The organism is Rahnella victoriana, from assembly GCF_004330295.1.
In the GTDB taxonomy this organism is placed as follows: Bacteria; Pseudomonadota; Gammaproteobacteria; order Enterobacterales; family Enterobacteriaceae; genus Rahnella; species Rahnella victoriana.
Genome location: NZ_SJOJ01000007.1, coordinates 112,190 through 138,976 on the forward strand (window position 1 = coordinate 112,190; position 26,787 = coordinate 138,976).

At 52.4% G+C, this 26,787-nt stretch carries 23 protein-coding genes, 1 tRNA gene and 1 riboswitch; of the genes, 9 read left to right on the forward strand and 15 right to left on the reverse strand.

Going from position 1 to position 26,787, the window contains the following annotated elements; genetic code table 11:
• Positions 1 to 4 precede the first annotated feature (4 nt).
• Positions 5 to 1,165, forward strand: a complete 1,161-nt coding sequence (locus EYY67_RS08045) for a glutathionylspermidine synthase family protein (protein WP_131693272.1) — start codon at positions 5 to 7, stop codon at positions 1,163 to 1,165.
• Positions 1,166 to 1,216: 51 nt separating this feature from the next.
• On the opposite strand, the gene ygiD is transcribed toward EYY67_RS08045, so the two are convergent.
• Together ygiD and ribB are read right to left on the reverse strand one after the other, a co-directional pair.
• Entirely contained in the window at positions 1,217 to 2,005 is a 789-nt protein-coding gene (gene ygiD, locus EYY67_RS08050) for a 4,5-DOPA-extradiol-dioxygenase (protein WP_131693273.1), read from the reverse strand.
• 249 nt (positions 2,006 to 2,254) lie between these two features.
• Positions 2,255 to 2,908, reverse strand: a complete 654-nt coding sequence (ribB, locus tag EYY67_RS08060; RefSeq protein ID WP_119823286.1) for a 3,4-dihydroxy-2-butanone-4-phosphate synthase — start codon at positions 2,906 to 2,908, stop codon at positions 2,255 to 2,257.
• 133 nt (positions 2,909 to 3,041) lie between these two features.
• Positions 3,042 to 3,217: riboswitch (FMN riboswitch) on the reverse strand.
• A gap of 132 nt (positions 3,218 to 3,349) precedes the next feature.
• On the opposite strand from ribB, the gene ubiK reads away from it, so the two are divergent.
• The gene (gene ubiK / locus EYY67_RS08065; RefSeq protein WP_131693274.1) at positions 3,350 to 3,622 is read left to right on the forward strand and encodes a ubiquinone biosynthesis accessory factor UbiK; all 273 of its coding nucleotides are present in this window, start codon (positions 3,350 to 3,352) and stop codon (positions 3,620 to 3,622) included.
• A gap of 77 nt (positions 3,623 to 3,699) precedes the next feature.
• Here ubiK and yjeH read toward each other — a convergent pair whose 3' ends face one another.
• The 4 genes from yjeH to EYY67_RS08085 form a co-directional block, all read right to left on the reverse strand.
• A complete protein-coding gene (gene yjeH, locus EYY67_RS08070) occupies positions 3,700 to 4,950 on the reverse strand; it encodes an L-methionine/branched-chain amino acid transporter (protein ID WP_095923560.1) in 1,251 nt (416 codons plus the stop codon).
• A gap of 103 nt (positions 4,951 to 5,053) precedes the next feature.
• A complete protein-coding gene (gene hldE, locus EYY67_RS08075; protein ID WP_095925217.1) occupies positions 5,054 to 6,481 on the reverse strand; it encodes a bifunctional D-glycero-beta-D-manno-heptose-7-phosphate kinase/D-glycero-beta-D-manno-heptose 1-phosphate adenylyltransferase HldE in 1,428 nt (475 codons plus the stop codon).
• Between the two features lie 87 nt (positions 6,482 to 6,568).
• Positions 6,569 to 9,406 (reverse strand): bifunctional [glutamate--ammonia ligase]-adenylyl-L-tyrosine phosphorylase/[glutamate--ammonia-ligase] adenylyltransferase, encoded by a 2,838-nt coding sequence (gene glnE / locus EYY67_RS08080; RefSeq protein WP_095923561.1) that lies wholly within the window; start codon positions 9,404 to 9,406, stop codon positions 6,569 to 6,571.
• Between the two features lie 57 nt (positions 9,407 to 9,463).
• Entirely contained in the window at positions 9,464 to 10,771 is a 1,308-nt protein-coding gene (locus EYY67_RS08085) for a CYTH domain-containing protein (RefSeq protein WP_131693275.1), read from the reverse strand.
• A 279-nt stretch (positions 10,772 to 11,050) separates the two neighbouring features.
• Here EYY67_RS08085 and EYY67_RS08090 point away from each other — a divergent pair, with 279 nt between their 5' ends.
• Entirely contained in the window at positions 11,051 to 11,671 is a 621-nt protein-coding gene (locus EYY67_RS08090; RefSeq protein WP_095923563.1) for a TIGR04211 family SH3 domain-containing protein, read from the forward strand.
• Positions 11,672 to 11,800: 129 nt separating this feature from the next.
• Positions 11,801 to 13,036 carry a multifunctional CCA addition/repair protein gene (locus tag EYY67_RS08095; protein WP_131693276.1) on the forward strand — a complete coding sequence of 412 codons (1,236 nt, stop codon included), beginning with the start codon at positions 11,801 to 11,803 and terminating at the stop codon, positions 13,034 to 13,036.
• 79 nt (positions 13,037 to 13,115) lie between these two features.
• On the opposite strand, the gene bacA is transcribed toward EYY67_RS08095, so the two are convergent.
• Together bacA and folB are read right to left on the reverse strand one after the other, a co-directional pair.
• On the reverse strand, positions 13,116 to 13,940 hold the full coding sequence (gene bacA / locus EYY67_RS08100) for an undecaprenyl-diphosphate phosphatase (protein WP_131693300.1): 825 nt from the start codon (positions 13,938 to 13,940) through the stop codon (positions 13,116 to 13,118).
• 187 nt (positions 13,941 to 14,127) lie between these two features.
• Entirely contained in the window at positions 14,128 to 14,484 is a 357-nt protein-coding gene (folB, locus tag EYY67_RS08105; protein ID WP_095923565.1) for a bifunctional dihydroneopterin aldolase/7,8-dihydroneopterin epimerase, read from the reverse strand.
• A gap of 107 nt (positions 14,485 to 14,591) precedes the next feature.
• Here folB and plsY point away from each other — a divergent pair, with 107 nt between their 5' ends.
• Positions 14,592 to 15,221 carry a glycerol-3-phosphate 1-O-acyltransferase PlsY gene (gene plsY / locus EYY67_RS08110; RefSeq protein WP_112152105.1) on the forward strand — a complete coding sequence of 210 codons (630 nt, stop codon included), beginning with the start codon at positions 14,592 to 14,594 and terminating at the stop codon, positions 15,219 to 15,221.
• A 202-nt stretch (positions 15,222 to 15,423) separates the two neighbouring features.
• On the opposite strand, the gene tsaD is transcribed toward plsY, so the two are convergent.
• On the reverse strand, positions 15,424 to 16,437 hold the full coding sequence (gene tsaD, locus EYY67_RS08115) for a tRNA (adenosine(37)-N6)-threonylcarbamoyltransferase complex transferase subunit TsaD (protein ID WP_095923567.1): 1,014 nt from the start codon (positions 16,435 to 16,437) through the stop codon (positions 15,424 to 15,426).
• 316 nt (positions 16,438 to 16,753) lie between these two features.
• Between tsaD and rpsU the strand changes: the two genes are divergently transcribed.
• From rpsU to rpoD, 3 genes are all read left to right on the forward strand, one after another.
• The gene (rpsU, locus tag EYY67_RS08120; RefSeq protein WP_001144069.1) at positions 16,754 to 16,969 is read left to right on the forward strand and encodes a 30S ribosomal protein S21; all 216 of its coding nucleotides are present in this window, start codon (positions 16,754 to 16,756) and stop codon (positions 16,967 to 16,969) included.
• A 135-nt stretch (positions 16,970 to 17,104) separates the two neighbouring features.
• A complete protein-coding gene (dnaG, locus tag EYY67_RS08125; RefSeq protein WP_131693277.1) occupies positions 17,105 to 18,853 on the forward strand; it encodes a DNA primase in 1,749 nt (582 codons plus the stop codon).
• A 247-nt stretch (positions 18,854 to 19,100) separates the two neighbouring features.
• Positions 19,101 to 20,939, forward strand: coding sequence for an RNA polymerase sigma factor RpoD (gene rpoD / locus EYY67_RS08130; RefSeq protein WP_095923569.1), 1,839 nt, complete (start codon positions 19,101 to 19,103; stop codon positions 20,937 to 20,939).
• 102 nt (positions 20,940 to 21,041) lie between these two features.
• On the opposite strand, the gene EYY67_RS08135 is transcribed toward rpoD, so the two are convergent.
• From EYY67_RS08135 to mug, 4 genes are all read right to left on the reverse strand, one after another.
• On the reverse strand, positions 21,042 to 21,509 hold the full coding sequence (locus EYY67_RS08135) for a hypothetical protein (protein ID WP_131693278.1): 468 nt from the start codon (positions 21,507 to 21,509) through the stop codon (positions 21,042 to 21,044).
• Positions 21,510 to 21,542: 33 nt separating this feature from the next.
• Complete coding sequence (locus EYY67_RS08140; RefSeq protein ID WP_095923571.1) at positions 21,543 to 22,145, reverse strand: protein rhiA; 603 nt, start codon at positions 22,143 to 22,145, stop codon at positions 21,543 to 21,545.
• Positions 22,146 to 22,225: 80 nt separating this feature from the next.
• Positions 22,226 to 22,717, reverse strand: coding sequence for a hypothetical protein (locus EYY67_RS08145; RefSeq protein WP_131693279.1), 492 nt, complete (start codon positions 22,715 to 22,717; stop codon positions 22,226 to 22,228).
• Positions 22,718 to 22,994: 277 nt separating this feature from the next.
• Positions 22,995 to 23,498 carry a G/U mismatch-specific DNA glycosylase gene (gene mug, locus EYY67_RS08150; protein WP_095923573.1) on the reverse strand — a complete coding sequence of 168 codons (504 nt, stop codon included), beginning with the start codon at positions 23,496 to 23,498 and terminating at the stop codon, positions 22,995 to 22,997.
• A 143-nt stretch (positions 23,499 to 23,641) separates the two neighbouring features.
• Here mug and EYY67_RS08155 point away from each other — a divergent pair.
• Positions 23,642 to 23,718, forward strand: a tRNA-Ile gene (locus tag EYY67_RS08155).
• Between the two features lie 735 nt (positions 23,719 to 24,453).
• On the opposite strand, the gene EYY67_RS08160 is transcribed toward EYY67_RS08155, so the two are convergent.
• Together EYY67_RS08160 and EYY67_RS08165 are read right to left on the reverse strand one after the other, a co-directional pair.
• Positions 24,454 to 24,846 (reverse strand): hypothetical protein, encoded by a 393-nt coding sequence (locus EYY67_RS08160; protein ID WP_131693280.1) that lies wholly within the window; start codon positions 24,844 to 24,846, stop codon positions 24,454 to 24,456.
• A gap of 414 nt (positions 24,847 to 25,260) precedes the next feature.
• A complete protein-coding gene (locus EYY67_RS08165; RefSeq protein ID WP_165497953.1) occupies positions 25,261 to 26,778 on the reverse strand; it encodes an alpha/beta hydrolase-fold protein in 1,518 nt (505 codons plus the stop codon).
• Positions 26,779 to 26,787: the final 9 nt, after the last annotated feature.

Sequence of the window (26,787 nt, forward strand, 5' to 3'; positions counted from 1 at the left end):
ACCGATGAAACGTTTAGCCATTAATGAGCGCCCGGACTGGCGCGAAAAAGCCACGGAGTTTGGCTTCAATTTTCACACCATGTATGGCGAACCTTACTGGTGTGAAGATGCGCATTACCAGTTCACGCTGGCGCAGATTGAAGAGATTGAAGACGCGACAGCGGATATTCATCAGATGTGCCTGAAGGTCGTGGAACGTGTGGTGAATGACGACAAACTGATGGCGAAATTCCAGATCCCGAAACACGTCTGGGAATTTGTCCGCAGTTCATGGCGCACGCAACAGCCTTCCCTGTATTCGCGTCTGGATCTGGCCTATGACGGGGTGAACCCGCCTAAGTTGCTGGAAAATAACGCCGATACGCCGACGTCCTTGTACGAAGCCGCTTTCTTCCAGTGGCTGTGGCTGGAAGATCAAATCGCGGCGGGCAATTTGCCTCAGGATGCGGATCAGTACAACAGTCTGCAGGAAAAACTGATCGAGCGTTTTGCTGAACTGAAAAATCAGCACGGTTTCTCGTTACTGCATATCGCCTGCTGTCAGGACACCGAAGAAGACCGCGGTACCGTGCAATATTTGCAGGACTGCGCCCTGGAAGCGGAACTGGCCAGCGAGTTCCTGTTTATCGAGGAAATCGGACTGGGCGAGCGCGGACAATTCACCGATACGCAGGATCAGGTGATTTCGAATCTGTTCAAACTCTATCCGTGGGAATTCATGTTCCGCGAAGTGTTCGCCACCAAGCTGGAAGATGCCGGTGTTCGCTGGCTGGAACCAGCCTGGAAAGCCATTCTGTCGAACAAAGCCTTGCTGCCGCTGTTGTGGGAAATGTTCCCGGATCATCCGAATCTGTTACCGGCATATTTCGCCGAAGATCCGCATCCGGAGCTGGATCACTACGTCGTGAAACCGCTGTTCTCACGCGAAGGCGCGAACATTAAGGTCATCGAAAAAGGTCAGGAAGTGGCCCGTGTGGATGGCCCGTATGGCGCGGAAGGCATGATCGTGCAGCAGTTCCAACCGCTGCCGGTGTTTGAAGGCAGTTACACCCTGATCGGCAGCTGGCTGGTCAACGATCAGCCTTGCGGCATCGGCATCCGTGAAGATAAGGCGCTGATCACGCAGGATCTGTCACGTTTCTATCCGCATACTATTGTCGGATAAAAAAACTAAAAAAGGATAATGAGAGCTTTCATTATCCTTTTTATTTCCGGATTACCCTATCTGAACCGACAGCATCGACAGCGATCCCATCACGATCCCGTCCGTTGGCTGTGTGACCGGCTCGGCACCATCCCACGCACCTAAAACATACAACAAGGGCAGATAGTGATCCGGCGACGGATTCGATAACGCGCCGCCGTCATGTTCCATAAATTTCACCAGCGGATGGTCTTTCGCCTCACCCTTCCAGGTCAGATTCTCTTTCACAAACGTCTCGAAAGATGTCGCCCACGGATAAGCATCCGCGTCGCCGCCCCATTTCACCATGCGCAGGTTATGCACCACGTTACCGCTGGCGACAATCATCACGCCTTCGTCACGCAGGGCCGCGAGTTTCCGGCCTAATTCATAGTGGTATTCCGCCGGCTGTGTGCCATCAATACTCAGCTGGATCACCGGAATATCGGCATCCGGATACATCTTGATCAACACACCCCAGGTCCCGTGATCAAAACCCCACTCGCTGGTGTCAGCCATCACATTCACCGGGCTGAGCAATTCCTGAACCCGTTTGGCCAGAGCCGGGGAACCCGGTGCCGGATAACGTTTATCAAACAGCGCCTGCGGGAAGCCACCAAAGTCATGAATGGTGCGCGGATTTTCCATTGCTGTGACCGCCGTACCGCGGGTAAACCAGTGCGCGGATACTGCCAGAATCGCTTTTGGCCGTGGCAATGTTTCGCCCAGCGTATGCCAGGCACGGGTGTAAATATTGTCTTCCAGCACGTTCATCGGGCTGCCGTGGCCTAAGAAAAGTGCGGGCATACGTTGAGTCGTCATCATGAATTCCTTACCGCAAAATAAAAGTGAGCGTGCCGGTTAACCACCTGCCGCGTGATGTGATTACGGTACTCTTTTTGACGGGCGGTGACAGCCGGATAACCGTGAAGGAGATGTTCAGTAAATTTGATGAAGCAAATCAATGAAGGCGGGAGAGGTTTTTTTTGCAAAGACAAATTCCGGCAATAACAGGCGATAAAAAGCAAAAAGGCCGCATCAGCGACCTTTCTGTTATGCCCAACCGGTCATTCAGCTAGCCTGACGGGTTTGCGCCTGACGGTATGCCACCAGATCGGCGATGGTCACGACCGGCATCTTATGCTCACGGGCAAAAACGACCACTTCCGGCGCATGTGCCATGGTGCCATCGTCATTGGTCAGTTCGCACAGCACACCGAAAGGCCGCAGGCCCGCCAGTGTTGCCAGATCGACGGAAGCTTCTGTGTGACCGCCACGGGTCAGCACGCCACCGGCCTGCGCACGCAGCGGGAAAATATGCCCCGGACGGTTCAGATCGGAAGGTTTTGCACCCTCTTTGATTGCCGCGCGGATGGTGGTGATACGATCAGCGGCAGACACGCCGGTGGTCACGCCTTCTACCGCTTCAATGGTCACGGTGAATGGTGTCTGGAACGGGCTGGAGTTGTTCTCTACCATCATCGGCAGGTCCAGCTGTTTACGGCTGTCTTCGTTCATGGTCAGGCACACAATGCCGCTGCCGTGACGAATGGTCAGCGCCATTTGCTCAACGGTCATGTTTTCTGCGGCAAAGATTAAATCGCCTTCGTTTTCACGATCTTCGTCATCCAGCACCAACACACCCACGCCGTTACGCATGGCGTCAAGCGCACGCTCAACACGTTCAGCAGATGTACCGAATTCGGAAAGTAGGGTCTGATTCATGGTAAAAATAACCTCATGTTCTGTATGTGGATTACCAGAATCAGGGCGTCTTGAGGAGGCTAGCTGCGGCAGCCAGACGGCGTGCTACAGTTATAAAAAATAACGCAGCGGGCAATCTATGCCCGACTTGAATCGTTACTCTCTCCCATCCGGACTTTAACCGTCGGCCCCGGAATTACACCGGATCTGCTGACCTCTAACCCCGAAGGATTGAGCGCTCGCGGGCTTCCACATAGAAGGGATTGTGATCCTTCCGATATTCCGTGGTTTACCGCCGGTGGGGACTTTCACCCCGCCCTGAGAATAAGCAAAGCAACTATAGCGCCAATAAATGAGCAGAGCAATCCTGTGGTTTGGCCAATTAGTGCCCCTGAAGGTTTATAGAAAGCGCGTCAGCGATTACACTAAGGAAAAGCACCTCCTTCGAGAAAAGGAAATAACATGATTGACCCGAAAAAAATTGAACAAATTGCCCGCCAGGTTCACGAGTCTATGCCTAAAGGGATCCGTGAGTTTGGTGAAGATGCCGAAAAGAAAATCCGTCAGGTATTGCAGGCGCAGTTCAGCCGGATGGATTTAGTCAATCGCGAAGAGTTTGACGTTCAGACCCAGGTTTTACTGCGTACCCGTGAAAAACTGGCTGTGATGGAACAACGTCTGGCCGCGCTGGAAGCCAAACCGGCTGACGCGGAAAAACCGCAAGATCCGGCCTGAGTTCTCCTGGCAGCGGATACAGAAAAGGCCTGCTGAGCAGGCCTTTTTGCTGTCTGTGATCCTGTATACGGCCCGCGTTATTGCGCGCGCAGTACCGTTCTGGTGCGCGGCAGTAACAGCCACAATCCGGCAAACACCAGCACGGCGTACAGAGCCTTCCAGCCGACCATGGCCAGCAATCCACAGCACAATACTGCGCCCAGCATTGCCATCCATTTTGCCCGTCCCGTCAGGATCCTCGTCCCTGCCAGCATGCACAGCAGGTAGATCAGAATGAAAATGCCGTTGGCGTAAGTGATCAATGCACCGAGCGGTAAATGCAGCCAGTAAATCAGCAACGTAAACAAGGCGCAGCACCCCACCACCAGATTCAGCGCCGCCACCGGCACCTGCTGGGCCGAGAGTTGCGCCAGTTTACTTTTTGGTTTCAACTGAGCCTGCGACCACACCAGGCGGGCGAAACTCTGGGTGTAAATATTGACGCTGGCAAAACACGCCAGATAACCAATGATGCAGGCAACCCACAGTGCTTTTTGCCCGAAAAGCTGCACGACGATCCCCGGCAGTGACGCCCCGGCTTCGCGCCCTTCTCCCCACGCGTGGAATTTCAGCACCGCCACGGTACAGCCCCAGTACACCGCCCCCGCCACCAGCATGCCGATCAGCAAGGCACGCGGAAAATCACGTTCCGGATTGCGGAATTCTGTCGCCAGATGCGCAAAGGCTTCCAGCCCGACAAAACACCAGAACATCACCGCCAGTGCGTCAAACAGGTTCGAGGGCGAAACGTCACGCACGGCGGGCAGCGGAATTTCCGGCAGAGAAATATCGCCTTTCCACCAGATCGCCACCACCAGCGCGACCACCAGCAAGGCAATGACTGTCTGAATATTGGCGCTGGAACCGGCACTGCGCGTGCCAAGGAACCAGATGACGAACAGCGTACCGAGTTGCACCAGCAGCAGGTTTTCACTGCTCCAGCCGAAAGCCGCCTGCCAGAAACCGGCAGCGATATGCAACGCGGCGGGCAAGCCGACCGGGATCACCGACAGAAATAACCAGCCGGTGACCCGCGCCATATGCGGCCCGAACGCTTTACCCACGAAATGCGCCGCACCGCCCGCACTCGGGAAGTGCCGTCCAAGCGCCGCAAAACCGATGGCGATAGGAAACACCAGCAGGATCAGCACCGGCCACGCCCACAGACTGTCGTTTTGCGCCAGTTGCGCCGCCAGTGCAGGCACCGCGAAAACACCGGTCCCCAGTAATGAGGTTGAAAGCAGCCCGACGCCCTGCGCCAGACTCAGTTCCTGTTTTAATCCGCTCACGAGGGCGTCACGTCCATTTAGCGTTAATGTTAGAAAAATCAAAAAGAAAAGGGCTTATCAGATAAGCCCTTCGGTACAAATGACATGATTCACCCGGAGGAAATCAGTCCTGCGATTTAATCTGATTGATGATTTTGGTGGTGGATAAGCCATCTTCAAAATTCAGCACACGCACTTCGCCGCCATTCGCCCAGACTTCCTGACAACCGGCAATCTGTTCAGGCTTGTAGTCGCCGCCTTTCACCAGCAGATCCGGCAAGATCCCGGCGATCAGACGCTGCGGGGTATCTTCTTCAAAGGAGACCACCCAGTCGACCGCGCCCAGCGCGCCCAGCACGATCATGCGGTTTTGCAGCGCATTCACCGGGCGGGTTTCGCCTTTCAGACGTTTGGTTGACGCATCACTGTTAACGGCCACGATCAGACGGTCGCCGAGTTTGCGCGCATTCGCCAGATACGAGACGTGTCCGGCATGCAAAATGTCGAAGATGCCGTTGGTCATCACGACTTTCTCGCCGCGCTGACGTGCCATCGCCACAGCGGCTTTCAACTGTTCTTCATTCATCACGCCAAAACCGACGTCTGAACGCCCGCCGATGGCATTTTCCAGTTCAACCGGAGAAACGGTAGAAGTCCCGAGTTTACCGACGACCACACCGGCGGCGGCGTTGGCCAGGAAACAAGACTCTTCCAGCGTATTACCGGCAGCCAGCGCGGCGGCCAGCGTACCGATCACGGTGTCACCGGCCCCGGTCACGTCATACACTTCCTGCGCCTGCGTCGGCATATGGAATGGCGCTTTGCCCGGCTGCAACAAGGTCATACCGTGTTCGGAACGGGTCACCAGCAAGGCGGAAAGCTCAAAATCAGCAATCAGCTGCATACCGCGCGTCACGATTTCTTCTTCGTTTTTGCAACGGCCCACAACGGCTTCAAATTCGGACAGGTTCGGCGTCAGTAAGGTCGCACCACGATAACGTTCGAAATCCGAGCCTTTCGGATCGACCAGCACCGGCACACCGGCTTTTCTCGCCAGCTGGATCATTTTCTGTACTTCTGTCAGCGCGCCTTTGGCGTAGTCAGACAGCACCAGCGCACCACTTTGCGGCAACGCCTGCTCGATTTTAGTCAGCATCGGCTGGAGATCGACGCCTTCAAAACCTTCTTCAAAGTCGAGGCGGATCAGTTGCTGGTTGCGGGACAAAATACGCAGTTTGGTGATGGTCGGATGCGTGGATAAGGCCACGAAATCGCAGTTTACTTTCACTTCCGCCAGACGCTCGCTCAGGGCGCGGGCGGCATCGTCCACACCGGTCAGACCGATCAGACGCGAAGAAGCACCGAGAGACGAAATGTTCATCGCCACGTTAGCGGCACCGCCGGGACGTTCCTCGATGGTGTTGACCTTCACGACCGGCACCGGCGCTTCCGGCGAAATGCGGTTGGTCGGGCCATACCAGTAGCGGTCTAACATTACGTCACCCACCACCAGCACACCGGCGCGGTGAAAATCAGGCAAAGTCACTTTCATCCCAAGACTCCAAAACAGATCAATCAAATCGGGTAAATACATTGCGCCGGATGATATCACAAGCGCCTGTTACCCGAATAAAAACCCTCAGCCCAGCCAGTTGGCCCAGCTGGCGCGGATTTGCGCACGCTCGGTGGCAAAACTGTCGGCGGCCACTTTGCCGCTGTGTTCCTGCAACGCCAGATGATGGATCTCATCGCGCAGCGTCACGTAAGCCTGCGTCAGATGGCGTGCTTCCTCTTCCGGCATAATATCGTATTGCGCCATCAGCTCGAAAATCCGCACGTTATCCGACCAGCGTGTCAGCTTAGGCTCGTCGTGCGCGAAGCGTAAGACCAGATATTGTGCAATGAATTCAATATCGGTGATGCCACCGGGATCGGCTTTCAGGTCAAACTCGTCGGCTTTTTTACTGCCCAGATGCGCATACATTTTTTCGCGCATTTCGCGGACTTCCTTACGCAACCCGTCACCGTCGCGCTGGCGGCAGAGAATATCCCGCCGCGTGGCGTTAAATTGCTGCGTCAGTTGCGGATCGCCGTAGACCACGCGCGCGCGCACCAGCGCCTGATGTTCCCAGGTCCAGGCTTCATTGGCCTGATAATCGGCAAAGGCTTCGATGGTGCTGACCAGCATGCCGGAAGCACCGGAAGGCCGCAGACGCGGATCAACTTCATAAAGAATGCCTGACGCGGTACGGGTGCTGAATAAATGCATAATGCGCTGCGCCAGCCGCAGGTAGAACTGACGCCCGTCGATGACGCGCTCGCCGTCGGTCATGACTTCCGGCGCACAGTCGAGCAGGAACACCAGATCCAGATCGGAACTGTAACCCAGTTCCCAGCCACCGAGCTTGCCGTAACCAATCACCGCAAAACCCCGCCCTTCACGCTGCTGAAGATGCGTCGGCTGGCCGTATTTCGCGACCATCTGTTCCCACGCCTGCTGCACCACCACGTCAAGAATGGCCTCCGCGAGATAGGTTAAGTGATCGCTGACTTTCATCACCGGCAGCGCGCCGGAAATATCCCCGGCGGCGATACGCAGATGCTGCGCCTGTTTGAACTGACGCACGGCTTCCAGCTGCTGCTCTTCGTCTTCCGTCGGCACCCGCATCAGATACTGACGCAGTTCGTCGCGGTAGGCGGTCAGTTCAACCGGCTGATAAAGCGTGCGCGGATCCAGTAATTCATCCAGCAATAAAGGATGCCGGGCAAGCTGACTGGCGACCATCGGCGAGGCCGCACAGAGGCGAATGAGCTGTTTGAGCGCGCCGGGATATTCCACCAGCAGCTCGATATAGGTGGTGCGCGTGACGATATTCAGCAGCAACTGCATCAGACGTTGCAACGTGACGTCGGCATTTTTATAGGTGCAGACCTGCGCCAGCAACCGCGGCATCAGCAAATCCAGCTGCTCGCGGCCACGCGGCCCGATAGTGCGTTTATCCACATCACGACGGAAATCGCCAATCTGCTGTAAAACATGCCGCAGCGCATTTTCATCCAGTTGCGGCACCAGCGGTGCCAGCTCGGCTGGTTCCAGCGCATCAATCCAGAGACTGCTGAACTGGGAAAGCTGCGCATCGTCTTCGGCGTCCGGCGTGTCATCACCAATCAGATCGTTAAACACCGCACGTACCGCCTGCATATGCGCATTGACGGCATCCAGCAGTTGCGGCCAGTCGTCATAATTCATTCCCCACGCCAGCCGCGCCTGATTGAGTTCATCCGAGGGCAAGGTTTGGGTTTGTTCGTCTGCGATGGCCTGCAACAGATTTTCCAGACGACGCAGGAACAGATAACTGGTGCGCAGCTGCAACACCTGTTCAACCGGCAACAACCCCAGATTTTCCAGCGCCTGCAACGTCGGCAATAAAGCGCGTTGCTGCAATGCCGGTTCACGGCCACCCCGGATCAGCTGGAATACCTGCACGATAAATTCGATTTCGCGGATGCCGCCCGCGCCGAGTTTGATGTTGTCCTTCAGACCACGGCGGCGCACCTCACGGGCGATCATGCCTTTCATGTTGCGCAGGGACTGGATCACGCTGAAATCGATATAGCGACGGAAAACAAAAGGCTTCAGCATTTTGCGCAGTTCCTGACTGGCGGGATCTTCCGCGCCGCCCATCAGCCGCGCCTTCACCATCGCGTAACGCTCCCAGTCGCGTCCCTGCTCCTGATAATAATCTTCCAGCGCCGGGAAACTCATCACCAGCGGACCGCTGTCGCCAAACGGACGCAAACGCATGTCCACGCGATAGACAAATCCGTCAATCGTCGGCTGATCCAGTGCTTTGATCAGCCGCTGGCCAAGACGGGTGAAAAACTGGGCATTGTCGAGTTCACGACGCCCGCCACGGGTCTGGCCATTTTCCGGATAGGCAAAAATCAGGTCGATATCGGAAGAGAAATTCAGTTCGCCGCCGCCGAGTTTGCCCATCCCGAGGATCAGCATTCTCTGCTCTTCGCCCGCCGCATTCACCGGCGTGCCGAACTCGCGACAGCAGGCGGCATACAGCCAGTCGCGGGCGCTGACGATCAGCAATTCTGCCAGTTCACTCAGCTGGTGCAAGGTGTCTTTGGCTTCGCTGGTTTGCGCCGACTGCGACCAGGCAATCCGGGTCAGAATGCGGCGGCGGAACAGGCGCAACGCCTTCATCAGCCCGGCTTCGTCGGTCACTTGTGACAGCGATTCATCCAGCCACTGACGGTAAAGTTGCCACTCCTGCGCCTGAGGAGGATTTTGGTCGATTTCATGCCACCACTGCGGGAACGCCAGCACACTGTCCGTCACGAATTCACTGCTGCTCAGCACCGCCAGTTGGCTGTCGTCGGGCAGGGGCAGGTTTTCAGGATGTTCACGCCAGCGTTCAGGCAAACTCTGCGCATGGCTTTGCAAAACAGGAGAAAGTGGCAACATGAAGTCAGATTCCTTGCAAAAAAAAGCCCGGGCAATTTGCCCAGGCTTATCAGTCAATTAACGAGGTTGTCCGTTTAACCAGAAGGCGTCCATCATCACGGCGTGAGAACGGGCCGAATCCTCCCAGGCGTGTTGCTGCTGGACGATAGCCTGCTGCAGATCGACCCAGCCCGCGATATAGGTCGCGACATCTTTGTCCGGATAAGCACCGGCCAGCAGATGGAAGGTAATGATCTGACGTTTCAGGCGTGCCAGTTGGTCACGATAACCTTCTTCGGTCAGCGGCTGCGAGAAGGCATCTTTCAGATCAGCGGCAGTACGGCCCAGCATGATGTCAGCGAAACGCTTGAAGGAACCTTCCAGTTTTTTCGCCGATTTGTCGTCAATGAACGGCGTCCAGCCTGACGTTGCCAGCCATGAAGTAAGCACTAACTTGCATTTCAGATACGCCGCGCTGTAACAAATTTCCTGCGCATCCGCAGATTTCTGTTCCAGCACCGGCACCAGATCGGTCAGCAAGGTACGCAGTTCAGAAGACGCTTTACGCGGCACCAGCCCGCCGAACAGCACCAGAACCTGACGCACGGTTTCTACCGCCTGCAACACCGTCAGACGCGCCGTTTTATCGCCCCGCACCCATAATTCTTCGTGATATTGCCAGTGATCCAATGCCAGTTCGAACATCGCAGACATGGCCTGTTCAACCGTGGCTTTCGGCTGCGCTTTAAACACCGGCAGCGGTTTGATTTCGCGCGCAGGATTGCCCTTCGCCAGATGATAGCCGCGGGCCGCTTTGCTGAATCCGCCCTGACGCAAACCACCATGAGCACCTATTTCAGCCGCCAGCGCCAGCAAATCGGCGGTGTTGCCTTTTTTCAGCTCAAGCTCGATTTCGGCCAGCGCTTCGGTCAGTTCACCGGCGACCACTTCGCCCTGATCTAACCCCAGTTCAATCTCGCTTTCACCGTAAGTGATCACCCACTTCTCGCGGGTGAAATCCGTGCGGAACAGCGGTGAGAGTTCTTTCTGTAACGCGGCAGGCTTGCAGCCTTCCGGCCAGATATCTTTCGGGAACGCGCTGAGTTTCAGCACCGGCTTTTTCAGCTCAACGTTATATTCCGGACGCTGATGCAGGCCACCCACCACTTTGCCGCCGGTTTTGATGGTCATTTCATATTGATCGTCAAAACCACGGATACGCAGACCGATGTCGTGGGAACGTAAATAGTTATCCGCAGTCTCAAAATAGATGTTGGTCAGTTTCGAAGGCGCGGTGTGCTCGCTGTTAAATCCAGCGAGTTGCGAAGGTAATTCGGCGATTGCCGCCGGGGTGGCGATAAATTTTAATTCTATTTCTACGGTCATATGAGTCTTCACACCGATTCTTTGCTGCCAAAAGGGATTAACGCGTCGCTGTAATTCTATCATAAGCACAGCGCGCAAGCCGCATGTTGCGGGATTGTAAGATAGTTCTCATTCCGGTTTATACATTGCGTCGTCACACTGTTGCCCTTACTATCGGTCTCCGAACTTTTAGTACCTATATGAGTGCAATGGCCGGACAGAGGCGGTTGCCAGAAGACGTATCCTGATAAAACGGATCCACACTTCACGTTCCCTCATTCACAAAGAAACGATGAAATAATGCAGAAATTACGCCTAATTGGTTTCGCTTTGCTTGGTTTAAGCATCACATGGGGCGCTCACGCTGATGAGAAGCGCTATATCTCCGACGATTTGATCACCTATATCCACAGCGGTCCGGGTAATCAGTATCGCATTGTTGGCACCCTGAATGCCGGTGAAGAAGTGACCCTGCGCAGTGTTAACGACAGCACGAAATACGGTGAAATCATTGACTCAAAAGGGAAAACCGCCTGGATCCCGCTTGATCAGTTAAGCAATGTGCCGAGCCTGCGTACCCGCGTTCCGGATCTGGAACAACAGGTGAAAACGCTGACCGACAAGCTGACCAATATCGATTCCAGCTGGAACCAGCGCACGGCAGAAATGCAGGGCAAAGTCTCTTCCAGTGACGGCATCATCAACGGCCTGAAAAAAGAAAATCAGGACCTGAAAAACCAGCTGATCGTGGCCAAAAAGAAAGTCGACGCCGTGAACGTTCAGCTTGATGACAAGCAAAGAACCATTATTTTGCAATGGTTTATGTATGGTGGCGGTGTGGCAGGCGTCGGTCTGGTTCTGGGTCTGCTATTGCCACATCTGGTTCCGCGTCGCAGGAAAAAAGATCGCTGGATGAGCTGAAGTTCACCCTCCTGAATCATACCCTAAGGCACTTCGGTGCCTTTTCGTGTTTCCATCAATCGGGAAATCTTCAGCGCAACTTTGCTATGATGAAAACAGAGTCCCTTGGCTAATTTCAGGAGTTATCGCGTGGAGATTTACCTGGTCGGCGGCGCAGTCCGAGACAGTTTATTAAACCTGCCTGTGTCTGAACACGATTGGGTGGTGGTGGGCGCGACGCCTGAATACATGCTGGAAAACGGCTATCAGCAGGTCGGCAAAGATTTCCCGGTTTTCCTGCATCCCCGTACCCGCGATGAATATGCCCTGGCGCGTACCGAGCGCAAATCAGGTTCCGGTTACAACGGTTTTACCTGTTACGCCGCGCCGGATGTCACGCTGGAACAAGATCTGATGCGCCGTGATCTGACCATCAATGCCATCGCCCGCAGCAAAGACGGCGAACTTGTCGACCCGTATCACGGACAGCGCGATATCGAACAACGCCTGTTACGTCACGTTTCCGATGCGTTCGGCGAAGATCCCCTGCGCGTGCTGCGCGTTGCCCGTTTTGCTGCCCGCTTCGCACATTTAGGTTTCACGGTCGCGCCGGAAACCCGGACGCTGATGCAGCAGATGGCGGAAAGCGGTGAACTCGAAGCCCTGACGCCGGAGCGCGTATGGAAAGAAACCGAGAAGGCGTTGCAGACGCAGGATCCTCAGGTCTTTTTCCAGGTGCTGCGCGACTGCGGTGCCCTGAAAGTCTTGTTCCCTGAAATCGATGCATTATTTGGCGTGCCTGCGCCGGAGAAATGGCACCCGGAAATTGATACCGGTGTCCATACGCTGATGACGCTGAAAATTGCCAGTACGCTGACGCCCGATGTGGATGTGCGTTTTTCGGCGCTTTGTCATGATTTGGGTAAGGCGCTGACGCCGCCGCAATTCTGGCCTGCCCATCACGGCCACGGCCCGGCGGGCGTGAAACTGGTGGAAAATATCTGCCAGCGTCTGAAAGTACCGACGCATATCCGCGATTTAGCGAAACTGGTGGCGGAGTTCCATGACCTGATCCACACCGTCAATAAACTGCGCCCAGAAACCCTGTTAAAGCTGTTTGATACCATTGATGTCTGGCGCAAACCGCAGCGCCTTGAACAGATGATCATGACCAGCGAAGCCGATGCGCGCGGGCGCACCACCTTTGAAAATAATCCCTATCCGCAGGGCGATTATCTGCGGGAAGCCTTTGAGGTGGCGAACAGCATCGGCAATAAAGAAGTGCTGGATGACGGTTTCCAGGGCATCGCTATCCGCGATGAACTGAAGAAACGCCGCATTCAGGCACTCGCCGACTGGAAACAGAAACAGGACGTGGCGATTTAACGCTGACGTTTGCCTGATCAAAAAAGCCCCGCACGGTCATTCGCCGGCGGGGCTTTTTTATCGCATCAGGAAACACCTGTCAGGCGATAAACACCACATAGACGGCGATCGCCACGAAGAAGCGGTAAATCGCAAACGGGATAAACGAAATGCGTTTAATCACCGCCAGGAAGGTTTTAATGGCAATCAGCGCGACAAAAAACGCGGAGATAAAACCGGTGGCGAACATCGGCAAATCAGCCAGCGTCAGGAAGCTGTAGCTCTTGTATAAGTCCAGCGCTGTGGCACCCATCATCATCGGCACGGCCAGCAGGAAGGAGAATTCAGACGCGGCAAAACGGCTGATCCCCATTAACATCCCGCCACTGATGGTGGCGCCTGAACGGGAAAATCCCGGCCAGAGCGCCAGACACTGGAACACACCGATCATAAACGCCTGCAGGTAGCTGATATCATCCAGCCCCTCGGCACGCGGTTTCTTCGGCTTCAGCAGCTCAGCGGCAATCAGTAACACCCCGCCGACCACCAGCGAATACATCACAAACTTTGGTTCAAACAACGACTTAATTTGCGAATGAAACAGCAAGCCGATGACGGTGGCCGGGATCATTCCCAGAATAATATGCAGTAAATTCAACCGGCGGGAACCTGTTCCTTCATGCACCGGCGGCTTGCCAAAATGCAGGCCAATCATGCTGAACAGACGACGCCAGAACATCACCACCACAGCCAGAATCGATCCTAACTGAATGACCACTTCAAATGATTTTGAGGTATCTCCGGTGAAGCCCAGGAGATTGCCCGCAATGATCAGATGCCCCGTAGAAGAGACTGGCAAAAACTCTGTCAGCCCCTCAACCACCCCTAAAATAGCCGCAACAAGTAAAGAATGACTTTCAACAATCATTACCGCACCCTACCCTGTTAAATATCCGCTGATGGGAAAACATGCTCAAAATAAAGACAACAAAAAAGCGGCATCCCACATAGCCGCTCCGTTAAAGAAAGGCCGAAAATCCGGACTTTCCTTTTTAACGCTTCTTTATGACATTAAATAGACAAGCATTTTCTAAATTGTATCCATCACAGGATTAAAAACGTTTTCCACGCTCGATGATCACACCCACATTTGCCGCCTGCGCCACAGCGCCCGGTTTGCTGAGTTTGATGCGTACCCATGGCGAATTAAAACGGCTGAGAAGCAGCGTGGCGACCTCTTCAGCGACGCGTTCCACCAGCGCGAAGTTCTGTGAGGCGACGTGTTCAATCACTGCATCACTGACGTCAGCATAGCTTAAACAGTCATTCACATCGTCGCTGGCAGCGGACTTACGGTTATCCCAGGCCATTTCGATATCGAATACCAGTTTCTGTTTAATGGTCTGTTCCCACTCGTAAGCGCCAATGGTGGTGATTACATTTAGTTGCTCAATAAATACGATATCCATCACGCGATTCTCTGTTTTTGGCCCAGCCGGATACCACTTCCAGCAGAAAATGCGTATTATCCATGGATGTTGCGATTAAAACGACCCTTATTAGACGGAACGGCTTTATGAGTGCTACCGCGCTTGGAATGATTATTTTCGCCTACCTTTGCGGCTCGATTTCCAGTGCGATTCTGGTCTGCCGGGTAGCCCGCTTACCTGATCCGCGCACCGCGGGGTCCGGTAACCCTGGTGCCACTAACGTTTTGCGTCTGGGTGGCCGGCTGGCCGCAGCGGCCGTTCTGATTTTCGATGTGCTCAAAGGTATGCTGCCGGTCTGGCTGGCGTATCGCCTGAACATCCCGCCGATGTACCTTGGCCTGACGGCCATCGCGGCGTGTCTCGGTCACATCTATCCGGTCTTTTTCCGCTTTAAAGGCGGCAAAGGCGTCGCTACCGCGTTCGGTGCCATCGCCCCTATCGGCTGGGACTTAACCGGCCTGATGACCGGTACATGGCTGCTGACCGTGCTGCTCAGCGGTTACTCTTCGCTGGGCGCGATTGTCAGCGCGCTGATTGCGCCATTTTATGTCTGGTGGTTCAAACCGGAGTTCACCTTCCCGGTCGCCATGCTTTCCTGTCTGATCCTGTTACGCCATCACGACAATATTCAGCGTCTGTGGCGTGGGCAGGAAGGAAAAATCTGGGACAAACTGAAGAAGAAACGTAAAGCGGCGAAAGAAGATAAGACCGAATAGCGGATAACGTCAGATTTCAGACATAAAAAAACGACCTCAGGTGGGTCGTTTTTTATTGGTTTTTTAACTCAGCCAGCCTGGCTGAGCGGGAGCGAGACAAGGCGTCAGGAGACCTGAAAGCGCAGCATACTCAAGTATGTGAGCATTTCGGGTCGACGCAGCAACGCAGTCGCAGCCCCGCTCAGACTGGCGGAAGCCTGACTCAAACTGGCGGAAGCTCCGCCAGAGGCCAGCGCGGACGTACTGTCACACCCAGTTCAGGGGTGCCACCACTTTTCAACCGCACCATGCCCGCATAGGCGATCATCGCGCCGTTATCGGTACAAAATTCAGGACGCGCATAAAATACCTGACCGCCTCGTTTCGCCATCACTTCCGCCAGTTTGGCGCGTAATGTGCGATTGGCGCTGACGCCACCGGCCATCACCAGCTGTTTAAAACCCGTCTGATCCAGTGCGCGTTTGCATTTAATCGCCAGCGTATCCACCACCGCATCTTCAAAAGCGCGGGCAATGTCGGCATGCGTCTGCGGGTCGCTGTCATTGCCACGAATGGTATTGGCTGCAAACGTTTTAAGGCCGGAGAAACTAAAATCCAGCCCCGGACGGTCTGTCATCGGACGCGGGAAGGTAAAACGTCCTGCTACGCCCTGAGCGGCCATTTTTGACAGCAACGGACCACCGGGATAATCCAGACCCAATAATTTCGCTGTCTTATCAAAGGCTTCACCAGCGGCGTCATCAATCGACTCCCCAAGCAAGGTGTATTCACCAATGCCGGTAACGCTGATTAACTGCGTATGCCCACCGGAGACCAGCAGCGCGACAAACGGGAAATCTGGCGGATTATCTTCCAGCATCGGAGCCAGTAAGTGGCCTTCCATATGATGCACCGGCACCGCAGGCACATCCCAGGCAAAAGCTAACGACCGGCCGATGGTTGCGCCCACCAGCAATGCGCCAACCAGACCAGGACCGGCGGTATACGCCACGCCATCGATGTCCTGAGCGGTCAGCCCGGCTTCTTTCAGCGCGGCCTGAATCAAGGGTACTGTTTTACGCACGTGATCACGCGATGCCAGTTCAGGCACCACACCGCCGTAATCTGCATGCAGTTTTACCTGACTATACAGTTGGTTGGCTAATAAACCGGCTTCGCTGTCATAAACTGCAATTCCGGTTTCATCGCAGGACGTTTCAATACCCAGTACTCGCATCACTCTATCCATCATGTTTTCGCGCTAACTCGCGGCGCGCAGTTTAGCACACAAGCCTCGGCGCGTGCTGCACCGGAGTGGGAATTCCTTGGTTCCCGGGCCAATTAATGTCGAGCAATTTCGATTGATTGGTATATAATCGCCGCCCGACGCAAAAGCGAGCGCACAATGTTGCAGAAGGGTTGCAGATAGCGCCTGTTTCAATTTGCCGTTATGCTTTACAAGACGACGCGAATTGGAGTAAAATTCCGCACCATTTTGAAATGTGCTGGTACAACATCAGCAAACAAACCGATTTTATCGAGGTGAGAGGCACATGCCTGTAATTAAAGTACGTGAAAACGAGCCGTTCGACGTAGCTCTGCGTCGCTTCAAGCGTTCCTGCGAAAAAGCAGGTGTTCTGGCAGAAGTTCGTCGTCGTGAATTCTATGAAAAACCGACTACCGAACGTAAACGCGCTAAAGCATCTGCAGTAAAACGCCACGCCAAGAAACTGGCTCGCGAAAACGCACGCCGCACTCGTCTGTATTAATCTTCGGGGGCAACCCCAAATCGCGTGATTTGCAATATTAAGAACGCGCAGACTGCGTAGTAGCATACGAAGGCCGTGCTTTCCGAAAGGAATGCGCGGCTTGTTCTCGTTTATAGGCTAGTGAGTAAGGGGCTTATGGCTGGGAGAATTCCGCGCGTATTTATCAATGACTTGCTGGCTCGCATCGATATCGTCGATTTGATCGACGCCCGGGTAAAGCTCAAGAAACAGGGTAAAAACTATCACGCGTGCTGCCCTTTCCACCATGAGAAAACACCCTCATTTACCGTAAATGGCGATAAGCAGTTTTATCACTGTTTCGGCTGTGGTGCCCACGGCAATGCCGTCGATTTCCTGATGAACTATGACAGACTTGAGTTTGTCGAAAGCATTGAGGAACTGGCGACAATGCAGGGTCTGGAAGTGCCGTATGAAGCAGGCACCGGTCCAAGCCAGATGGAGCGTCATCAGCGTCAAAGCCTCTACCAGTTGATGGCACCGCTCAGCGAGTTCTATCAGCAATCACTTAAACAGCCTGCAGGTGCCCCCGCACGGGAATATCTTGCCCGGCGTGGTTTGAGTGAAGACGTCATCAATCACTTCGCTATCGGTTTCGCCCCACCGGGTTGGGACAACGCATTAAAGCGTTTCGGTAAAAATGCCGATGATAAAGCGTCCCTGATCGATGCCGGTATGTTGGTCACCAATGACAATGGCCGCAGCTACGATCGTTTCCGCGAACGGGTAATGTTCCCGATCCGCGATAAACGTGGCCGCGTGATTGCCTTTGGCGGCAGGGTGTTGGGTGACGGTACGCCGAAATACCTCAACTCACCGGAAACCGAAATTTTCCATAAAGGCCGCCAGTTGTATGGCCTGTATGAAGCACAGTTAAAGCACCCGACACCGGCGCGTTTGCTGGTGGTTGAAGGGTATATGGATGTTGTCGCTCTGGCGCAGTTCGGCATTGATTACGCCGTTGCCTCACTGGGCACGTCCACGACAGCCGATCATATTCAGCTGATGTTCCGCAGTACGGATAACGTCGTGTGTTGTTACGACGGCGACCGCGCGGGACGTGAAGCCGCATGGCGCGCACTGGAAACGGCCTTGCCGTATCTCAATGATGGCCGTCAGCTGCGATTTATGTTTTTACCCGACGGCGAAGATCCGGACACGCTGGTACGTAAAGAAGGCAAAGAAGCGTTCGAACAACGGATGGAACAGGCGATGCCGCTGTCCACTTTCCTGTTTGATTCGCTGATGCCGCAGGTTGATTTGAGCAGCCCTGACGGGCGCACCAAATTGAGCATGCTGGCATTGCCGCTGATCCGCCAGGTTCCCGGTGAAACGTTACGGATGTATTTGCGTCAACAGTTAGGGAATAAGCTCGGCATTTTAGATGACAGCCAGTTGGAAAAGCTGATGCCTAAACAGGCAGAAAGTAGCAATGTCTATCAGGCGCCCCAGCTAAAACGCACAACCATGCGTATACTTATAGGGTTACTGGTGCAAAATCCACAACTGGCTACACTTATACCCTCGCTGCAAGGTTTGGAGCAAGCGAAGCAACCAGGATTGGATCTGTTCAGCGAGTTAGTGACCACTTGCTTAGCCCAGCCGGGGCTGACCACAGGCCAGTTACTGGAGCTGTATCGCGACAATAAGTTCTACCAACAGCTTGAAACTCTGGCGACATGGAACCACATGATCGTAGAGGACATGGTCGAAGAGGAATTTCGTGCCACGTTAGCCAGCCTGTATGACTCTATTTTAGAGCAGCGGCTAGAAACCTTGATTGCCAAAGCCAGGACGCACGGCCTGAGTCCCGAGGAACGAACCGAAGTCAGTTCCCTGAATCAGGTGTTAGCGAGAAAAAGTTAAAATTTCATAACAAGAACATAATTTATCCCAAATGATTCGAGTTGCAGGAAGGCGGCCAACGCATCTACGGCTCGAAGTATGACGGGTAAAACAGAAAACACGGCTTAAGTGCCGATAAAAAGCGGGGCACGGCCCTGCGCAGAGCCGCCCTGGTGGGCCGCGGCACAATAAACGCCCCTAACGTTATTGTTGGCGATGTTACCCGACCGACACCAACCCAAATACTCTGAAGTGTGGATACCGTCTTATGGAGCAAAACCCGCAGTCACAGCTTAAGCTACTTGTCACCCGTGGTAAGGAGCAAGGCTATCTGACCTATGCTGAGGTCAATGACCATCTGCCGGAAGATATCGTCGATTCCGACCAGATCGAAGACATCATCCAGATGATTAACGACATGGGCATCCAGGTACTTGAAGAAGCACCGGACGCCGATGATTTGATGCTGGCCGAAAACCGCCCTGATACTGATGAAGACGCTGCAGAAGCCGCGGCGCAGGTGCTTTCCAGCGTTGAATCCGAAATTGGCCGTACCACCGACCCTGTGCGTATGTATATGCGCGAGATGGGTACCGTTGAGTTGCTGACCCGTGAAGGCGAAATCGACATCGCCAAACGTATCGAAGACGGTATCAATCAGGTCCAGTGCTCCGTTGCTGAATATCCTGAAGCTATCACTTATTTGTTAGAGCAATATGACCGTGTGGAAGCAGGCGAAGTACGTCTGTCTGACCTGATCACCGGTTTTGTTGACCCGAATGCCGAAGAAGAAATCGCACCAACTGCGACTCACGTGGGTTCTGAACTGACCACTGAAGAGCAGAATGATGACGACGAAGACGAAGATGAAGACGACGACGCTGAAGACGACAACAGCATCGATCCGGAACTGGCTCGCCAGAAGTTCACCGAACTGCGTGAACAGCATGAAGCGACGCGTCTGGTCATCAAGAAAAACGGCCGTAGTCACAAGAGCGCAGCAGAAGAAATCCTGAAGCTGTCCGATGTGTTCAAACAGTTCCGTCTGGTGCCAAAACAGTTCGATTTCCTGGTTAACAGCATGCGTTCCATGATGGATCGCGTTCGTGCTCAGGAACGTCTGATCATGAAAGTGTGCGTTGAACAGTGCAAAATGCCGAAGAAAAACTTCGTCAATCTGTTCGCCGGTAACGAAACCAGCGATACCTGGTTTGATGCCGCTCTGGCAATGGGTAAACCATGGTCTGAGAAGCTGAAAGAAGTCACCGAAGACGTGCAACGCGGCCTGATGAAACTGCGTCAGATCGAAGAAGAAACCGGCCTGACTATCGAACAGGTTAAAGACATCAACCGTCGCATGTCGATCGGCGAAGCGAAAGCCCGTCGCGCGAAGAAAGAGATGGTTGAAGCAAACTTACGTCTGGTTATTTCTATCGCCAAGAAATACACCAACCGTGGTCTGCAGTTCCTTGACCTGATCCAGGAAGGTAACATCGGCCTGATGAAAGCCGTTGATAAGTTTGAATATCGCCGTGGTTATAAGTTCTCAACTTATGCGACCTGGTGGATCCGTCAGGCTATCACCCGCTCCATCGCCGACCAGGCGCGTACCATCCGTATCCCGGTACATATGATTGAGACGATCAACAAACTCAACCGTATTTCCCGTCAGATGCTGCAAGAGATGGGCCGTGAACCGACGCCGGAAGAACTGGCTGAACGTATGCTGATGCCGGAAGACAAAATCCGCAAAGTGCTGAAAATTGCCAAAGAGCCAATCTCCATGGAAACGCCAATCGGCGACGATGAAGATTCGCATCTGGGCGATTTCATCGAGGATACCACCCTCGAGCTGCCACTGGATTCTGCGACGTCTGAAAGCCTGCGTTCTGCAACGCATGACGTTCTGGCTGGCCTGACTGCACGTGAAGCGAAAGTTCTGCGTATGCGTTTCGGTATCGATATGAACACTGACCACACGCTGGAAGAAGTGGGCAAACAGTTCGACGTTACCCGTGAGCGTATCCGTCAGATCGAAGCGAAAGCGTTGCGTAAACTGCGCCACCCGAGCCGCTCCGAAGTACTGCGCAGCTTCCTGGACGATTAATCGTTTTCAGATTGCCAGTCGCAAACAGAAAGCCCCGGCAGAAACGCCGGGGCTTTTTTATTACAGGTAACTGACACAGTCCATCATGGCTGCTATTTGCTGCTAGCTGTTTTCCAGATCGACATTAATCCATTTCGAGTCGTCAGGTAATGGAATAAGATCATTACTCACGCCGGTAATACCCAGAACTTTCGATGCCTGATGATCAGCATGAAAATCCAGATAAAATGTTTCGGCGAAGCTAAGCAGGTCTTCAGTACTGTCTGCGGACTCACAGGCATCAATATAAACATTCCCTTTATAATTCTCAGGAATAATCTCTTTGATGTTCAGGTAAAGTGCATCACCATTTAAATAAAATGCTTTTTCTTTATCACCGATCACTGGCCGGTCATTATCACCCTGGAATGCGCCATGAGAAATAATAAACAAATTCTCATCTTTTCTCAGTGCCCTTAGCTGAGAGTGAAATATCTTATAGGTTGCGCCATAGATACCAGGATAACGACGCAATGTTTCTCTCGCTACATGTTCCAGTTCCGGATCATCAGTACATACGATAAGTATCATAATTCTACCCCATCTTTAAATGAAATTAATGGCTCAGCCAACGCTCCAGGTATTATCACTTTTCAGCTGAACGTTCAGGCTGTAAGTGTTCGGCGCAAACTCAAGCTGTTGCTTATTGGTGATCTGCCCAACATCCAGCACCTGGCCCGGCGTATAGTTACCAAAAGTGATCCAGTACGTTGGATGCGGTGTAAAGGTCAGGTTGATGTTCGGCTGCGCCTGTACCACAAAGGTACCGGCACCCGACATACCGACCCCGACCGAGGCCTGATTGAGCGGCAGACTGCTGTCATTGGTGATATACAACGTGCCGTTCTTACCGCCGGTGGTCTGTTGTTCGAACTCGAACGCCCCCGCGGAATAGCTCAGCGTCACCTGATTATTGCTCGTCAGGCTGGCAGGAAGGGTCTGAGAGGCATCGAATGTCACACCGGGGATCAGCACACCGGTTTCATCCCAAACAAAACTGTAATCAATGCCCCAGTCAAACTGCACTTTGGTTTTTGGGTGTGCCACTTTGGAGAACCATGCCAGCGACATCACCCGAGGATCGCTGATATCCGGAGACGTTTGATAAATACAAATTGCGCCGGTATTTACAGAGTTGTTTGCTACAGTGACAGAATATTGAGTCATAATATTTACCTTTTATATTTAAATGAATGAGAAAATAATTGTGTGTAGTCTTTGCCTTCTCTTAACTTCCTCTACCTCCTTTACAGACACGCGTTGCGTGATTTAATAAGCCGGATACTTCTCATCGTGATACCAAAAGTTTGTGTGAGTAGCTTTGCCGGAATATCTTCTTTCATCGCCACTTGCATTGCTGCGCGGCGAATGGCGATAAACACACCCCAGTTGGATGGCGTATCCAGATATCCTGAAGAATCAATTTTTTTATAAATCCTGTTATATTTATTTTGCGGAATATTAACCCCGTAAATCTGATAAAACTTCTCTGCCTCTTTGGGCATGTATATTTTTCGCCCTCCGTGGAGATGAATAAAATGAAATAATCCGGAGAACCCTCCGTGTTCAGCAAACTCTGATACGATCCAGGGCATCACCGACATAATGCTGACACGGTTTTTTTCACAAAAGCTGATTAACCTTGTTTCTCTTTCCGAATGCCGGAGCGGTAGCCCTGAAAATAATTCGAACCATTCCTCCAGATTCTCCTGCCTTTCTTCTGTTTCAACATTAGCCATATCTCCTGCTCCTGAAGAATCACATTGCCCGACTGCTCTGCTGCTCACCCCGAATGAAGTGATGGAATAAGTTTTAGCTCAGTTGGAGGCATTCACACGGGGGAAGCATTCCTCTTACATTAAATATACAAATGTATGGGTGGGGATTTCATGGGTTGGGGAGCGGATTTAAAAGTGGAATGAATTGACTGACACCCTAAAAGCAAAACGATCCTTTAAAATGGATCGCTTTATCAGGGTTTTATATCTCAACCAACATCAGAACGACGTTGCGGGATTATGAATCGCGTTGTAATGATAAGCATAGCTCACGGTATGCCGATACCAGCTCATCCAGTGTCGCCCGGTTCAGTCCGCTGGTATTCGGCAGCACCCAGACCTCAGTGCGACCCATTTTCAGCGGCTGACGGCCCCAGCTCACTTTGCTGATACCAAAAGCCTGGCTGAATGCCTGCTTACCTAAAATGGCTAACGCCCGTGGCTGATGGCGCAGGATCTTCTCTTTTAACACTTCGCCGCCTTCGCGCAATTCATCGCGCATTAACTCACTGGCTGCCACCGTCGGACGCGCCACCAGCGCCGTGATACCGCAACCAAAATCCTTTAACTGCTGCCACTGTTCCGGCATTAACTGACGGCCGGTAAATCCAGCCTGATGGATAACCTTCCAGAAACGGTTGCTGCCATTGGCAAAAGGATAGCCCTTATGGGCTGACGAAAGACCGGGATTGATGCCGCAGAACACAACTAAAAGATCGTCGGCAATAATATCTGTAATCATTATTCTATCCTGAGATGTATTTACCGGACTTATCGGTAAAAAAATGCTGCGAACACAACAGACTACAACTGTGCACAAAACGCGCATACAAACCGAACACATATAGACCTGTAAGCCGGGTTTACCGTATAATCCCGCACCTCGGCCCTTTAGCTCAGTTGGTTAGAGCACGCGACTCATAATCGCTTGGTCGCTGGTTCAAGTCCAGCAAGGGCCACCAAATTTTAGCTTGAAATTCAAACGATTAAGCCACTTCGCAAGAAGTGGCTTTTTGTTGGTCAGTCAGCGGCTCCATTTTTGTCTCATAAAGAGCCTTTTATCAGGTTTTTTCTGCCCTTCCCGGTATCAGGGACGCTGTTCCGCAACAAACGATCGTATAGCCTTTCCTGGTGGCTTCCTTATTGAAAATATCGGCAACCACACATCAAACCGCTACATGGATGGACAAAGAGTTTTATCAGCACTGACAATTCAGCGTCTTTATCATTTTAAAATCAATTAATTTTTAAAATACATATAAGGCCAATTATTTCGATAATTTATTAATTATTCGGGAAGTATATAAATACTTATTTTCAACCATAATTTGATTGTATAAAACCTTTCACAGGAGTATGTTTTCCACTCGCACGCTTGTTTTAAAAGTAAACCATCTTCATAGGGGAAATGAATGATATAAAATACCATCCAATTACAATAAGCAAACCCAATGATAGATCTACGCCTTTATTGATGATTGGGATATCTAATAATGAACACATGAAAATGACTAACGAAAAACAAATGACATCCAGCAGTTGCATGCCAAAAAAAACACTTTACCGTTCAACTTACATGCGCAACCATAAATGACGCGCCCCCATAATATTGCAGGTACAACAGGTTATAGTGTTTGTGATGAAAGATCTTATTGATAAATGACGCCATCGATATAATAGAAATCGATGGCGTTATCTCACTCATCGCAAACAGACTTATCTTCTGTTAAAAATTTATCATTATGGAAAACTTCTAATCTGACGGGTACTCCACATTTTGAATTTATGTCATCTCCATCAGAAGGCACCTGTATTAGGGTGTATGTATATGTTTTATTCTTAAATATATACCCTAAATACCGCCCGGTAGAGCTATACCATCCCGTTCCTTTCAACCTTAACTCGGAATTATTTTTCTTATTAATAGAGTGATACTCAAACTCATCACATTGTTCATCATTTAAAGGACAGAGAGCTTTTACATAAACAATAAACTTACTTCCATTTAACTCTAAATCCTCAGGGTTATCGCTTGCCCTCGAAAAAGCTGGCATTAACATCATGACAATAATAAAAATCCTCGCTACCATCTTGCCTATACACCATTGTTATAAATATTAAGTTCACAATTACGCCTGTTGAGAACCCCGGCTAAAGCGACCCTGGCTATGAGAATAACTTCTCCACTGGGCATCCAGACGCCCCTCTTACTTCATCCTTATATTCATAACACCCTCCTTTTTTTACTCTCCCTGAACCTCGCAATATCAATTATCTGCCGATAATGTAGAAAAACCATACTTATTTAGTGGCTGACACAAACTGCAACAATTGAAATATCTCATAACTTACAGGGTCATCACCGTTCTCTGGAAAATACATTTTAATAAAAACCGGATCCCCTGAGGAGTATTAACATTCACGTTATTAATTCATAATGAAAATGCTAAATCTAAGTTAACAGGGTAAATAAGCGGCGTGGAATAGTTATCTGGACAGCTATATTAATTTATCCCCCTCTGCAAATGCCTGACCCCGTCGATCATCGCTTCGCACCAGGCGGCATAGTCGTGACCGCTGGCATAGGGGCGGAATACCACTTCATAACCCTTTTCACGCAACGCGTCTCGCAGATGGATGTTATTACCCAAAATACCCCCTTCTTCCCCTTTGTTTTCAAACAGGCCCGCCTGCAGATAAAACCTGAGCGGCAATGTATGCCGGGCAGAATACTCACGAATTAACCATTCCGGTTTTTCGCCTTCCGGAGCCCACCAGTAAGAGCCTGACAGGCTGAGCACATTGCCAAAGATCTTCGGATAACGCATTGCCACCCATGCCGACGCCAGTCCGCCATAGCTGGAACCCGCAATGACGGTGTGGTTCGCCACCGAAGTGAAGCCCTGCTGTTGAAGCCACGGTATCAGTTCGTACGCCATAAAATCGCTGAACGCCGGATTGGGCGGAAGCTCGCGCCCGCGGCGTTCACCATCAAGGCTGTCGATAAACACAATGCGCAGGGGTGCGATGTCGCCTCTGGCAGTCAGTCGCTCAAAGGCTTCATGTAGCCGGTATTTTTTCTGGTAGGTTTTACCGTCAAAAACCAGCAATAACGTGCTGTCCGGTGTGGCATCCGGCGACTGATAAAGGGTGATTTCCCGCAGATTGCCCAGAATGGCACTGTTAAATTGCACGCTGCGCAGGCTGCCTTTCAGCGGTTCACGGCCTTCAGGTGGCAACAGACAATGAGTTTTATGTTGTAGATTCAGCAGGGAAGAACGGGTAAAAACATCATCGGCGTCCGTTAAAGCTACCTGTTTATTTAAGGGATCGGCCTGAGCTGTCACCAGTAACGCCAGACGCTGTTCGCGTCCGCCTTCCGGTACCTGCGGGATATCCGGCGCAAGCTGATACTGCATCAGCGTATCGTCAGGCACGACATAGCTGCGAAACCAGATATCTGTGCCCGCCAGATGAAATAACGGATCATGATCTCCTTCCGGCGATCCCATCAGAAATACGTTTTTCTTCGCGCCGCGCCACAGAAATGTCACGCGCTTATGATGCGTGTCAAACGGCTCAATCAGCGGCGTGCCTTCGCGGCTAGTCCGCAGCCAGAAGTCAGCGAGGTTCGCGGGAGTCACTGCCTGTAACGTCGGGCTGAGCGGGATCAGCGCCTGATCTTTATCCAGCGGGTTCAGCGGCTTTTGCTGATAACGCAGATGCCAGTTTTGCCGTGCCGGTCCCTGAAGAGTGACGTGCTGGATATCGCCGGACGGCACTGTGCTCCGCAGCATCTGCGGGCCATCGACGGGCGCGTCATTGAGCAATGTCCGCCAGTGCTGGCCGTTTTTATCCCGCATCCTGAGGACCTGTACACCCGTGATTTCACCGGTGAAATAATGCCCCGCCACGATGTGCAATGTCAGGAAGGCATTGCCCTGCCCATCAAATACCCCATGCAGGTCTTCAGCGGAAAAAGCACCCGCCTGAGATGACATTCCGATCAGTAAAGTTGCCATTGTCCCCCA